At 36.0% G+C, this 14261-nt stretch carries 11 protein-coding genes; 2 read left to right on the top strand and 9 right to left on the bottom strand.

Features of this window, described 5'->3' with window-relative positions; genetic code table 11:
* Positions 1-203 precede the first annotated feature (203 nt).
* The 7 genes from Megvenef_RS02880 to Megvenef_RS02850 form a co-directional block, all read right to left on the bottom strand.
* Positions 204-560: a flagellar protein FliS gene (locus Megvenef_RS02880; protein ID WP_322776497.1), complete on the bottom strand. Its 357-nt coding sequence runs from the start codon at positions 558-560 to the stop codon at positions 204-206.
* Positions 561-592: 32 nt separating this feature from the next.
* Entirely contained in the window at positions 593-2452 is a 1860-nt protein-coding gene (fliD, locus tag Megvenef_RS02875) for a flagellar filament capping protein FliD (protein WP_322776496.1), read from the bottom strand.
* Between the two features lie 334 nt (positions 2453-2786).
* Positions 2787-4703, bottom strand: coding sequence for a FlgD immunoglobulin-like domain containing protein (locus tag Megvenef_RS02870; protein WP_322776495.1), 1917 nt, complete (start codon positions 4701-4703; stop codon positions 2787-2789).
* A 6-nt stretch (positions 4704-4709) separates the two neighbouring features.
* A complete protein-coding gene (locus tag Megvenef_RS02865; protein ID WP_322776494.1) occupies positions 4710-6335 on the bottom strand; it encodes a hypothetical protein in 1626 nt (541 codons plus the stop codon).
* Between the two features lie 75 nt (positions 6336-6410).
* Positions 6411-7187, bottom strand: a complete 777-nt coding sequence (locus Megvenef_RS02860; RefSeq protein ID WP_322776493.1) for an SPOR domain-containing protein — start codon at positions 7185-7187, stop codon at positions 6411-6413.
* Between the two features lie 227 nt (positions 7188-7414).
* On the bottom strand, positions 7415-9148 hold the full coding sequence (gene argS, locus Megvenef_RS02855) for an arginine--tRNA ligase (protein ID WP_322776492.1): 1734 nt from the start codon (positions 9146-9148) through the stop codon (positions 7415-7417).
* Positions 9145-10305 carry a deoxyguanosinetriphosphate triphosphohydrolase gene (locus Megvenef_RS02850; RefSeq protein WP_322776491.1) on the bottom strand — a complete coding sequence of 387 codons (1161 nt, stop codon included), beginning with the start codon at positions 10303-10305 and terminating at the stop codon, positions 9145-9147. The genes argS and Megvenef_RS02850 overlap by 4 nt, the downstream gene beginning before the upstream one ends.
* A gap of 106 nt (positions 10306-10411) precedes the next feature.
* On the opposite strand from Megvenef_RS02850, the gene erpA reads away from it, so the two are divergent.
* On the top strand, positions 10412-10738 hold the full coding sequence (erpA, locus tag Megvenef_RS02845) for an iron-sulfur cluster insertion protein ErpA (RefSeq protein WP_322776490.1): 327 nt from the start codon (positions 10412-10414) through the stop codon (positions 10736-10738).
* Positions 10739-10843: 105 nt separating this feature from the next.
* Here erpA and Megvenef_RS02840 read toward each other — a convergent pair whose 3' ends face one another.
* Entirely contained in the window at positions 10844-12193 is a 1350-nt protein-coding gene (locus Megvenef_RS02840) for a class I SAM-dependent methyltransferase (protein WP_322776489.1), read from the bottom strand.
* 89 nt (positions 12194-12282) lie between these two features.
* Positions 12283-13029 carry a lysophospholipid acyltransferase family protein gene (locus tag Megvenef_RS02835; protein ID WP_322776488.1) on the bottom strand — a complete coding sequence of 249 codons (747 nt, stop codon included), beginning with the start codon at positions 13027-13029 and terminating at the stop codon, positions 12283-12285.
* A gap of 114 nt (positions 13030-13143) precedes the next feature.
* Here Megvenef_RS02835 and trpS point away from each other — a divergent pair, with 114 nt between their 5' ends.
* Positions 13144-14133 carry a tryptophan--tRNA ligase gene (trpS, locus tag Megvenef_RS02830; RefSeq protein ID WP_322776487.1) on the top strand — a complete coding sequence of 330 codons (990 nt, stop codon included), beginning with the start codon at positions 13144-13146 and terminating at the stop codon, positions 14131-14133.
* The last annotated feature ends 128 nt before the right edge of the window (positions 14134-14261 follow it).

The raw sequence follows: 14261 nt of genomic DNA, 5'->3' as shown, positions 1-14261 counted from the left end.
AAAAAATGAATGTGCGGTGATTTATTTTTGAAATTCTTGAAATTATATCAAAAATTTAGAGTTTTGACGGAGAGACTATGTAATCCTGAATTTATTTCAGGATCCCAGGAAATACTGAATCAAGTTCAGCATGACAAGAATGATCCTGCATAACAATTATACATTGATTAAAAGTGAGACTAAATATTTACTATTGCTTAAGGTCACGCACTCACTAATGCAGCACGAATTTCTGAAACAGCTTCGATTATTGATTGAAGTTCTTCTGGCTCTTCACCTTTCATATTTATATTTTCAAGTTGGTGAATTGTTGATCCATAGAACGCATCAATTACTCTATTTCTTTCATCCATAGTCTCTGGGTCAATCCCTGTTTTGAGTATATAAAATACTTCTATAACTCTAGACAAAGCTTTAAATTTAACTTCGTGGTTTTTTTCTCCAAGAGCCTTTTTTGCAGAGAGTAATAATTTAAGAATCTCGTCGAAAATAAATATCAACTGATTATTACTGCTGCTAGTTACCGCAGCTGTAGCTTTATATTTTTCTAAAGGGCTCATAAATTATTACTCAAAAATCTGTGTTTAAATTTTTATGCGGCAGCCGCAGTTAAGCCAGAGAGAGCAGCTTCAATCATAGCTGTTTGAATAGCTCCCATCATATCCATTTGAGCGATAGTCTGGTATTCTCTTTCTAACTTAGCCGTGAATTCCTTCAGATCTTTTTCTATTTTAGCAGATTCATCACTTAAATTTTTCACTTGTTCTTGGATTAAATCAGCTTCTGATATAGTTGAACCTTTCAGGCCATCATCACTAACCATACTTCTTGCATCTTCTTGTATAAGATTTGCTAAGCCTGGTGTATAATTTATTAAATTGTTTTCAGTAACATTTACTGCCGTTTTAGGATCAATTGAAAATTCCATCCCATGTAAAACCGAGCCTTCAGCAAACGAAACATTATACCTGCCTGTTCCTGGATTATGAGCAATATTAGCATTTAAAATCACTCCATTTACTGTTGCAGTAAAAAGAGTTAGAGCCCCAGCACCGTCAAAAGTTGCGAATGTATGGATATTTTGGCCAACAACTGAAGGGTCTATTATTTGCTTATCAAACTCACCAGGTAAATATTGAATAACTGCTGAATTCAAAGCATTTGAAGTTATTTTTGTATCCGTAACAAAGAACCTACGAACGGCTGCAAAATCATCGTCAAATTTTTTGGTAAATATGCTTTCATCTTCGAAGTATAAAGTATCATGACTTACCCCTTCTTTAGTAGCTTTTTGTAGACCCATCCCAAGTTCGTAAATAGAGGTGATATCACCAGCGCCACCAGCTTTTGTAGTTGTAAATCTTTCCCAAATTTCCATTGCCTCGTTCATCAATGGAGAACCACGCAGAGGTGAATCTGAGCTATCATACGAACTCATAAGCTGAGTAGGATCTGCATATTTGTCCTGTGTCACTGAACGAGTAGTTTGTTGGTTTTTAGCAATGATATATGATAAATCATTCAAAGAATTACCAAAATCCACAATCATCTTTTTTACATTAGCATGATCTTCTTTAACCTTTATTGTATTGTAATTTAAGTTATTGTAACCTGCATTTGCAAGGTTAGCTCCGTTAACTCTACCAGATAGTTCAAAAGACAATCCATCAACAACGTTTACAAATTTATTAGAAGCTTGCGTTCTTTGAATACCATTTATATGTATTATCGCATCTTGGCCAGCTACATTGCTTTGCGAATGCAGGTTTCCACCAAGAGCAAGAGCACCACCACCTAATCTATCATCATAAGCAACTACAATAGCTCCACCACCAACTCCGGTATTTTTAGCCTTAACTTCAATGAAGGCAGTATTACCATCTCCTTCAACGAGGAAAGCCTCAAATTGATCTCCACCAGCAGTAAATGCATGATTAATTTTTGCTGCAATCTGCTCAACTGTATCCCCAATCACCATATCTATAGCACGTGCTTGTCCACCGACGGTCAATGTCATAATACCATCTTTACCTAGACCAACACCCTTGGCAAAACCAACACCACCTGCCGAAGCAAGCACAAGCTCTGAAGCGGTTGCAATCTGCTGTACAGCTATTTTTGTATCACCCACACGAGCTTTATCATCAACACGAATATTTGTTATATAATCTTCTGCACCACCAAGATCTTGCGTGCTTGTGCTCGATGTTTTTCTATCAAATCCAGCCTGGAGTGGATTAGTAAGAAGAGAAGCTTTTCCTTTTATTGTGCTTAATATTTTCTGAAGCTGAGAAATTTCCCCAAGCTTTGTCTCTCTGATTTCTGTTTTATCTTTTGTTTCAATTTTTGACAATTCCAGCTGTTCAGTTGCCTTTTTTATAAATGCATCTTGAGAGCCAAGCATACTTGATAAGCCGATACCTTTTCCAAAAGCGTTTGTTATATTAGGCATAAAAAAACCTCTTAAATTAATCAATTAGTTTGATTGTACTATAAGTCTCTCTAGTACACAATCAAATACATAAGAACTAGTTAAGCAAAAACAATGCCAAAGCTCCAACTTATTTACACTATTCATTAACTTAGTAATCTAGAACTTGAGTTAAGCTATCATGAACAAATAAGCTATACCGAACAAACCACCGTCATGCTGAACTTGATTGAAACTTGCGTCTGCCTCTTGGCCTAGCCTCTTCTTCCACCGCCTGAGATACCGGGTCAAGCCAGGTATGACTAAATAATGTTATCCTGAACGCCGATACGCATCTTTTTAAGAGGATATTGTTTTATCTCTGTCTTGACTCTACTACACGCACTACTAGCTCCTCTGGAATAGTTTCACCACCAACTAGATTCAGCGATAACCCCCCCCCCTCTTCACTGGTAGTTTCAACTGTAGCCATTATTACCTCGCGGTCTGTTTTTCCAGCAAAAGTTTCACCATTTACCCTTGAATATATCGGCGTAAATGCACGGCTATACTCCTTGTCAGCTACAGCCATCGTACCATCTCTTAACCTACCATCCCAAACCGGGAAAGTAATTTGGGCTTTAGCATTGTCGTAGTCTTCTTTATATTGCGGTTCCAAAGTTAACGTATTAGCAATTAATTCGGTCTCAATGTAGCGATTTACTTCAACTCTTTCCTGTGGACTTAAAACATTATAATCTCCAGTATTGTAGTTCGGTTGCAAATACTGCCTTACTAATAGTTTGCTTGGATCGTTCAAAAGATCAAACGGCTTATACTGACCCTTCACCGTCGCAACAAGCTCTTGCGTCTCTGTATCATAAATCGTCATTTCACCATGAGAAAGGACCGCTTCTTCTTCTGGCTTCATCAGAGTGAATGTTTTTGCCGGTGCTGCAACATCAAATTTGAACGAATCATTTTTATAAACAATTCTAGCTCCAATATAATCTTGTCTTCTTTGAGCAAGCTCAGTCGTATAATTCCCAACGATTGAATCGATGTTATGTGGACTATATATCACCTCTTCAGTAGACATAAATGTACCAGCACGACTATTAATCCCGGCCACTACTAATTTTGTTTTGTATTTTAACTCAACGTCGACAGGTTTGTCTTTATCACTAATATCTGCAACATAAACTTTTACATTATAGTTTCCATCTTCAAGACCATGGTCAGGTAAAGTAAACTTGCCTGTGCCAACTGCAATTTCATCTAAGTTTTCTAGTGTTTTAATATACTTGTCGTTTTCATCGGAAATTTTAACAGTTATTTTTCCTGAGTTTTCAACGTGATTATTAAAATAAACCTCTAAAGAGCCGTTTTTAACTTGCACCCTAGAGAAGTCCATTTCTACACGCTTACCTATCAAATCAGGATTCAAGTTATTATCTTCTTTAGGTTTAACAAAGTCTCTTACATCACTAATTTGGTCTCTTTTGATCAAATTACCATTGATCATAACCCCAACCGCAACTCCTTTGTCAAATTTGATAGACTCTACAACCCCAGACAGAACAGCGCCAGCTTTGACTGGGAAAGTAATTGACGTTCCACTTTCAGTTTTTCTTCCTTCAGCTTTCAAGTCAAGAGTGTAATTACCGAATTGCTTCCAACTTAGCTTCTGGCCACTATCATTCGTGCCATCCCAAACAAACTGATGCTCGCCAACTTTGCCAATTTGTCTTACTGTCTTAACAGCCTTCCCATCCTTATCACGAATCGTAAATGTAAGATTTACAACCGCAGAAGGCGATGTTTCATCATGCGAAACTTTATAATTATATGTTACAGGCTCCCCAAAGAATCCTTTTGTATCATCCCTATAATCAACCATTTTATCCTTAAGCGACATCAAATCTACCGCTGGGTTTTTCTGAGCTTCAATAGCTGCCATTTGAGCTCCAATAGAAGCCTTTGTTGCCATCATTCCCGCAATTGAATTTGCAGCATCTGACATTTCTTTAGACTTATTGCTACTCCCATCACTATCTGGGAAACCCATATTCTTTGCAGCAGCTAGCATCAACTGAGTTGAAAAATCTATAGCTTTATCAATATTCTCCCTAGCCTTTTCAATATCATTACCTTCTAATTGACTCCTGGTCTTGCGATCTGCTTGCATTGCATCGTAAAACCTAGAAAACCCCTCTGATTTGATCGGAGATCTATCGATCGGACTTTTAGAGTTATTCAAGAATTGAGTATCCTTTCTATCTATTGATGGCATTGTTTTTTAAACCTTTATATTTATACTATCTTCTGTTATGTAACCTGAACTTTGTCCATCGTATTCCATAAGCGCATTGGTTGAATCTTCCTCCGCGACCAATCCAACAAAATTATTCATCCAGTTGTCTCTTTCCTCAGTTGAGTTAAAATAAGCTCCTGAAGATCCTTTACCTTGATGATTCATTTCAAATTGGAGAGAAGCTTCTTCTTTTGTATTTGTAACCTCTTTTAGGTTTTTTTCTAGATCCATTCTAGACTTCTCGAGAATTTCTAAAGTCTCCCTTTTTTCAGCCATGACCTTAATGCTTTCGATTTTTCTTGCACCATTTTCGCCAAGCACTGAAAGTATTTCAACCTTAACAGGCCCTAGCGCCTCTGGAAATAAATTAATTGTTATTTCTTTTTTTCCTGCATTACTTGAAACACTCAAGACTTCTTTTACAGCTAAAGATATTTGCATATCAGGCTTTGGCAGCAAATTTTTTGTCCCTAAATTTAGCGTATTTTCTCTAAAAGAAACTTGAAATAAATCTTCACTATTAACTTCTAACGTACCACCAAAAGAATCAAGCACGCTATATTTTTTTGCACTAGATTCACCTGCATCTTGCTCTAAGCCAGAAAAATTATCTTGCGACTCCAGATTCAATTTTGGTTCGTCTTGGATTACAGAACTAATCTTAGACTCTGATTCTAAATTTTTGTTCATTTTAGCAAGAACCGATTGACCTTGCCTAGTTTCATCAGCCAACAGTAAATTTGAACTTATAGCAATCAAATTCGATACATCTTCGCCGACAGCCATCATTGGATCTTTAATCGGTTGGGAGTTTTCAACAACGGCTGACTTTAATAATATTCCGGCATTTTGAGCGACCGATCTTTCATTTGAAACAAACTGATTTGAATTTTCTTCTTGAGCTCTATTAAGATTTTTATTCGATCCAAAATCATTGCTAAACCCTTCAGGCAGCTTAAATGATTTCAGACTTTGAATTAAAGACTGCTCTTGAGAAGATAACTCAGAAATAATTAAGCTATCTTGACCAGAGAGAGAAACTGAATCTTTGTCGTTTGTAGCAGCAACAACTATATTTTCTTTAATATTGTCACTAGAAGCTAAGGAGGAAGCTACAACCACTTCAGCTCCCATTGATTCTGATATAACTAGCTCAGGTTTTGTGATAACCATTGATAAATCATCTTCAGCCTTTGTAATAATATTTATTACAGGAACAGCAAACTCTTGCCCCAATATATCATCTTCTCCAAGCAGAGCGAATTCGCTCTCGTCACTTAAAGGAGCTAAAGGAATTTGACTCGGTTGATTAATCATAGTAGCTACTACCATAGACTCCAGAGCTTGATCTGGCTCTTCGAGCTTTCTCTTAAGACCAACTATTTTTAACTGCTCACTCTCAGAAAGTTTTTGCCTATTTTGTAAATTCTTATCAGTTTTTTGAGCACTCTCAGCTTTTGCCGGCGAAGAATAGATTAATTTAGGCCTATCCTTTATCAAATCAGCAAATTCACCTGCGCCGTGATTTTTTGTTGTAGATAAAGATTGTTTTTTTCCTCTATCTGCTTCACTAGAACCTAGTGCATGTTGTTCTAAAACGGCTGTAGCCATTATATTTCCTACGAATTCATTACATATCACTCTTACGGGAGCATAAAGCGTGCCAAATTTTACAAAAGATAATTTTTATTTTGTAACTATACAATTTTGCCTACGCGCCGCAAGACGATTACATACTAATTTAGCATGATTGAGCGAAGGGTATGCTCCAGCCATAACCAGATAGAATATGCGTTCATTCTTACCGTCGATTTTCTTTGTGATAAGATTTGCACCATTTAATACCTTACCATGACGCTTAGTTATTTCTTGCCAAAGTTTTTTTGCATCTCCTTCTGAAAAAGCAGTAGTTAGTTGTATCTTATACCCTTCATCTTCAGCACTAACGACGTTTACTTCTGTAACTCTAAATCTATTATCCGAAGTTTTTATTATATTTAATCCTGTTCCTGGAATTTCTATTTTTTGCTTCTCTTCTTCATGCTCCACAACCATGGAAGATTTAATAGCATTAGGCATAACAAGCTCTTCTGTTATAGACAAATTATTATCTGCTACCTCGTCGTAATAGTCGATATTTGCCAATATTTCATCTATTGAGTCGAGATATACAACTGGATTTTCTTCAACTTTTTGACCAAAATCAATCGGGTCCTCTGGTTCAGGCAAAATATTAATTTTTCTATTTTTTTTTGCACCTTTTTGGAGCTTTTCATATACCAGGCTGTCCGAATTAGGAATTACTATACCCCCAGGATCATCCGGCTTCTTCTTTATTTCGCCCGCCTCAGGAGATAAAGTTATGATTTCTCGTGAATTTTGTATTTTGAAATAAAAAAATAGTCCGATCAAAGAAATAACCAGAATCATTGTTATTCTAAAAAATAAACTTTTTTGATTCATATTAATTTTATCAACGCTAGTTTTATTGCAATTCAGTCCCGCCGTAAGTCGTGCTGAACTAGATCCGGCATCTTCTTTCGTTGCATAAGATCCTGAATCAAGTTCAGGATGACGGTATTTTGTTCCAGGATGACAGACTTTCGTTCAGGATACCGCCTTTTTCCTTACAACTTAATTGTACTCTATGACCAAACTTGCAAACGAGCGTTTAATTGCGAAACTCAGAGTTACATCTTGTCTAGTGGTTTGACCCCAATAACGCTAAAACCTCCAGCTATAACTTTTCTTATACTCTCTGCAAGAGCTAATCTTGCTGCAGTCAAGTCTACGTCGTCTTCAATATTGAACCTGTAATCATTGTTTTCTTTTCCGAGGTTCCAAATTGAATGAAACCTTGAAGCTACATCTATTAGATAATAAGCAATTCTTTGCGGCTCGCATGATTTCGCCGATAAAGCTAGCACCTTAGGCCAAGAAGCCAGTAACTTTATCAATTGTATTTCTTCTTCAGTTGATAACAAAGATAAGTCGAATTCAGAAGCAGCAAACTTTTTATAAGCCTCAGGAATAGTTTCTATTGCCTTTGCAATAATAGATTTTGTCCGAACATGTGCATACTGAACATAAAATACCGGGTTGTCTTTCGATTGCTCCTTAACTTTGCTAAAATCAAAATCTAAGGTCATATCGTTCCGTCTTGTAAGCATAATAAATCTGATAATATCTTTGCTCACTTCATTTGTTACATCACTCACAGTCATAAAATTACCACTGCGCTTTGACATTTTGATAGGCTCTCCGTCTTTAACAAAATTCACAAGCTGACTTATTCTAACATCACTTCTGATTTTACCTTCACCAAGAGCATTGATTACGGCTTGAATTCTCTTAACGTAGCCGCTATGGTCAGCTCCTAAGATGTAAACCAATGTATCGAATCCTCGATCAATTTTATCTTTAGCATAAGCAAAATCCGCTGCTAGATATGACCATGTGCCGTCGTTTTTTTGTACTGGCCTATCTTGGTCATCTCCATACTCAGAAGATTTGAATAAAAGCTGCTCTTTTTCTTCCCAGTTTTCATCAATCTTACCCTTTGGCGGGGGCAGCACACCTTTGTATATTAGGCCTTTTTCCTCTAATATTTTTACTGCATCATTTATTTTGTTACTATCATGTAGCGACTGCTCTGAAAAGAATACGTCATGGTGCACCCCAAGATCTCTTAAATCGGCTTTAATCAAAGCAAGCATTTCGTTTACTACTATATTCTTAATTTTTTGACGCATTTCGCGTGTATTCATATCAATTAGCGCCTGGCCAAATTCAGCAGCTATTTTTTGCCCCACATCCTTTAAATAATCTCCAGGATATAACCCTTCTGGTATTACTACAACCTCACCACTCAAAGCTTCCTTGTAACGTAAAAATACACTGTCTAACAAAGTATCAATCTGAGTACCAGCATCATTTATGTAATATTCTTTGGTAACGTTATATCCACACAGGCTCAAAACATTGGCAAGAGCGTCTCCATACACCGCTCCCCGAGCGTGTCCAATATGCATTGGCCCCGTTGGATTTGCCGAAACATACTCTACATTTACCTTTTCCCCCCTGCCAACATCAACTTCCCAAAAGTCTTTGTCATCATTTAGTATACTTCTTATACATTCATGCCATTTCTCAGCTTTTATTGTAAAATTAATAAAACCTGGTCCAGCAACTTCTATGTGAGCTATATAAGGAATCTCAGCTAGACGTTCTTTGAATTTTAGCGAAACTTCTCTAGGGTTACTACCATCTTTTGCCGCAATAATCATTGCAAGGTTAGTTGAAATGTCACCGTTTAGCGGATCTTTCGGAATCTCCAGATTAGCCTGATCCCATATATCATCATCTTGACAAAGCTCGTAACCTATATTTTTTAGGTCTGTCCATAAGTCTTTAAAAATATTCATAAACCTGTACTTGCAAAATTTAAATTGTAAAACGACTGATACTGCTTGATGGCAAAACGGTCTGTCATACCAGCTATATAGTCTGCAATAATCGACATTTTAGATTCTATCTTATTTTCATTAATCATCGTTCTCCATCCGAATGGAAGTAGCTCAATATTTTCAACATATAGCTTAAATAAATCTCTAACTACATTCTGACTTTGAAGAGTTACCGATGCTACTCGATGGTGCTTATACACTTTTTTCATCAAAAAGTCTTTAATTAGTTTTACTTCATTAAAGGTTGAATCAGTAAATTCAACAAGTTGGCAATCAAGATCACGAATATCTAATTCGGTTTTAATTTTGTACTTTGCAATATTCGCACGAGTTTGAAAAAGCAGACTCTCAATCAAGTGATGTGTAAGCTTCCTACCAACTTCATATATTAATCGGTCATCACTGATATCAGGATATGTTTCCTTTACCTCATGAATATACCGATCAACAAATTGAATTTCTTGTAAATCTTTATATGTAATTATTTCAGCTCTAATACTATCTTCCAAATCATGACAAATATACGCTATATCATCTGATAGAGCAGCTACCTGAGACTCAGCTGACGAACGCTTAGATAGATCAAGTTTGTGCTTTCTATCATATTCAAAGATATATGCATAAGATTCACTTTCTTCAACTGGCCCATTATGTTTTACAATTCCTTCAAGCACTTCCCACGTAAGATTTAGACCGTCATAAGCAGCATATTTTTGTTCTAAATATGTTAGTATTTTGAACGAATGTGCGTTATGGGAAAACCCCCCAAAATCTTTCATACAAGCATTTAAAGCATCCTCACCAGCATGACCAAAAGGTGTATGCCCAAGATCGTGCGCAAGAGCAACCCCCTCTGCCAAATCTTCACATAACCCAAGCGCCTTTGACAAAGATCGTGCGATCGTAGAAACTTCTACCGAATGAGTCATACGATTACGATAATGATCTCCTTCATGATTCACAAAAACCTGAGTTTTATACTGTAATCTTTTAAAAGCATTTGCATGAATTATCCTGTCTCTATCTCTTTCAAATTCATTTCTATAAGGAGTTGGTCTCTCTGGATGCACTCTTCCCCTTGAATTTTCTGGCAAACAGGCGAAGCTTTTTAGCATATTAAATCTCTTGAAAATTTTAGCTCTAACTAATATATTGTTATATGTAAATCTTTTCAAACCAATTTTTGGATAACTCTAAATACCAAGTCCCATTATATTTGCTATGGAAATAAAAATAACTCCTAGCGCAGTAGCCAGAATTGCTGAGCTTATAGCTAAAGATAAGAATAAACAAGTTGCGTTAAGAGTGTCCGTCGATGGCGGCGGTTGCTCAGGATTTATGTACAATTATCAACTAGTTGGTTCTGTTAACAACGATGATTTTATACTAGAAAACAACGGTGTAAAAGTTGCAGTTGACCCTATTTCTCAGGAGTTTCTCGAAGGTTGCACAATAGAATTTATTCAAGAATTAGGCAGCAATTACTTTCAAATTACCAATCCGAAGGCTACAGCTAAATGCGGATGTGGTAACTCCTTTACTGTTTAGGGAGATACCCTACAAGTTAGTGTTGACATAAAAAAGGCGCACCTTTTGTATTGCTACTTACACGCCTTTTACTCTGAGAACACGAGCTAGATTTCCTGCAAAAAACTATTCTGATAATTCTAAAAAGCCATTAAATGGCTTAATTAATTTATTACGGAGTAATAATGACCCAACAGAATATAAGGGATTTAAATTCATCATAAACTCATTCCATAATTCTTGGTCTGATGATTTTGAACCAGTATCTTTTCGTACCGCTTCAAAAATTTCAAAAAAGGACTTGTTGCCAGTTTTTAAGTGAGCAAACAAAGATTTAGTATGGGGAAGAATAGCTAAATTAATACCCATTTCTCTTTTGTGGGAATCTTTCATTTGAACAGCAACATATTTATTCATTACATTGTTTCCACCCTTATCAATGACATCCATTATTTGTTGACATAAATTAGGGGTATCAAAAACAAATGGAACATTCTCCAAATCACTAAAATCTGCAATAGTGTTCTTTTGTTTGGAAATATAAATCTCATGGGTAATAATATTCCCTCCCATAATCTCACATATAGCTTGTTGTTCTCTTAAGGGTAAACTTTTAATTCTTTCTTTTGTAGACGAATCTTTGAAATAACTTTCTATATTTAAGCTCGCTCTACTATACGGTAAAATAAAATTCACAATATTCAATCCAGCATTCTCAACAAATTCATAAAGCTGAGGAATAGTATACGCTCTGTCTTGTGCGTGAAGAAAACGATCATACAGTTCATGATCGTCAAATGGCCCATTCATCAGATCCCCTCCTTTCTTATACCAGTTTGTTTGAGGGAGACTATTTATTACATCCCAAGCACTAATTACCTTTTCCTGACGATTTCCGATTCCTTTTCCAGTTCTACGTAATAATTCTTGCATTTGATAAACACCCGTTCTGCCATATTGGGCATAAACCATTATTGATCCACCAGCATCTTCTTTCATAACATCAGAAAGGATTTTTATGCCTAAATCTGGATTCTCAAGATGATGGAGTACACCGCAACAGTTAAAATAGTCGAACTTTCCGAGCTTCAACCTTGGTATATTGAGTATGCTATCCTCAATCCATGTAATGTTGGTAATACCATGATTAGCAGCCCTTTTTTTAGCAATATCCATGCTTTTTTTACTGAAATCTATATATACTACTTCTGACTTAGGGTATTCCATTAACTGCTTTGCCAACCACACCGTTGAATCGCCGGTCCCACCACCAGCGACAAGTACTCTATATCCTTTTTTAAAGTCCTGTTTTCCATTGTAAATATGATGATTAATATTACTGAGAAAACCTTCATTTGTCCTGATGATTCGTTTTTTATCATCATCAGGATTACGCAAAGGGTATGGATAATCTAAATAATGATCCTGAACTTGTTTTAGATCTTTTTCAAACCTTGGAGTTTTGGTTATTGTCATGGCAATTTATATGTTATATTAGCAAAATATAAGTTATTAGCGAATGTTGTTTTAGTAAGATTTTAGTAGGCATATTTTTACAAAAACACCTATACCCCTAAGTCAACGAGCATTTTTTTCTCAGAATTAATCTTTTCTTGTATATAATCAGTCAAGTCGCGTGCGTCAGAACTATAAGTACTAAGTTGCTCGGCACTTAAGCATTCTATAACCTTTACTTTAATGGTTCCTGGCCTTTTTAACCAAAATCCTTTAGGCCAGACTAAACCAGCATTATGAACAATCAAGACAACTGGTACTCTTGTATTCAAAGCCAGTTTAGCTGCGCTAGGCTTAAATTTCACACTGGAGTCTATTTTAACCGTTCCCCCTTCTGGAAATATAATAAGAGATAACCCAGCTTCAATTTTCTTACTACCCTCTTCTAAAATCTGCACAACAGAGCGACCATCACTACGATCAACAGCTATTGGCGACACACTTCTAAGCCCAAAACCAAATACTGGAATATCAAATAACTCTTTTTTTATTACCCAAGAATGTTCGGGAATTATTAACTGCATAAAGAAGTTTTCCCAGAAAGATTGGTGATTCGACAAAGCTATGTAAGGTTTTCCATCAATGGGAAGTTTTTCCCTACCAGTTACTTTAAATTTTATTCCACACACCAACCAAAGTAGATAAATAAATATATACGAAAAAAGCTCTGCCACTCTATAGCGCAAAGCATAAGAAATCGATGATAATTGCATAGGCATCCAAAATAGGATAAAAAACAATATCAATACCGCACTAATTATTGTATAAAAAGCAAGTACTCTAAATCGCCAAAACATATGAATGTTAAAAAGTTTGATTGGCTGACTATATAGTATTTTTAAAATTGGTAAAACTATAAATTTCTTCGATAACAGATAATTGTTTTTTGCAGTATTTTCGCAGGTGATATTATGACAAAAATTGCAGTTTCAGGGGTACAATCAACTGGGAAACTTCACCTTGGTAATTATCTAGGCTCAATTAAAAATTGGGTAAATATGCAAAAAGATTTTGAATGTTATTTTTTTCTTGCTGATTTGCATTCAATTACAATGGATCAAGACCCAACTGAATTAAGACAAAATGTTTTGAATTCTGCAGCTACTTATCTTGCTTGCGGACTTGATCCAAATAAATCTGCGTTATTCTTGCAATCTTCTGTTAAAGAACATTGTGAACTTGCATGGATCTTAAACTGCGTAACACCAATTGGGTGGCTTAAAAGGATGACACAATTTAAGGATAAGGCAGGTAGCAAACAAGATAATGCCAACACTGGACTATTCACCTACCCAGTTCTCATGGCAGCAGATATCTTACTATATAATGCAGACGTTGTTCCTGTTGGTGACGATCAAAAACAACACCTTGAACTTACCAGAGACATTGCCGGAGTGATTAATCGTAAATTTCAAAAAGAAATATTTAAAACTCCAGAACCTCTTATGCAAGGCACAGCAACAAGGGTTATGAGCCTGAAAGATGGCACTAAAAAAATGAGTAAATCCGACCCAAGCGATGCTTCAAGAATAAATATGACCGACAGCGCAGAAACTATTTTGACAAAAATCAGAAAATCAAAAACTGACAGTATTGAAAAAATAACTTATGATCAAGAACACAGGCCAGAAGTTGCCAATTTAATTAATATATTTGCCGCTTTGTCTGGCTCAAGTGTTGAAATTATATTAACTAACTATCAAAACAAAGGTTTTGCTGATTTTAAATCAGACTTGGCTGAACTTATCATCACTCATTTAAAGCCAATAAACATTGAGTATTCTAAGATAATTAAGGATAAAGAATATATACATAATTCGTTAAAAAATGGAGCAGAAAAAGCACGAAAAACAGCTTCTCAAACATGCACCAATATACTTAAACAGTTTGGATTATTGTAACCTTCACCTAAAACTTACTGATGAAGGTTACTGAAAAACTAGCTAAAGTCAAGGTGAGTAGACCGGAGGAGCTTCCCCTCCAGTCTCTCTCAGAACTGTACGTAAACCTCTCGATTTATACAGCTCCC

Origin of the sequence: Candidatus Megaera venefica (genome assembly GCF_034554655.1) — a bacterium.
Classification (GTDB): domain Bacteria; phylum Pseudomonadota; class Alphaproteobacteria; order Rickettsiales; family Rickettsiaceae; genus Megaera_A; species Megaera_A venefica.
This window is presented reverse-complemented; position numbering and strand designations above follow the sequence as displayed.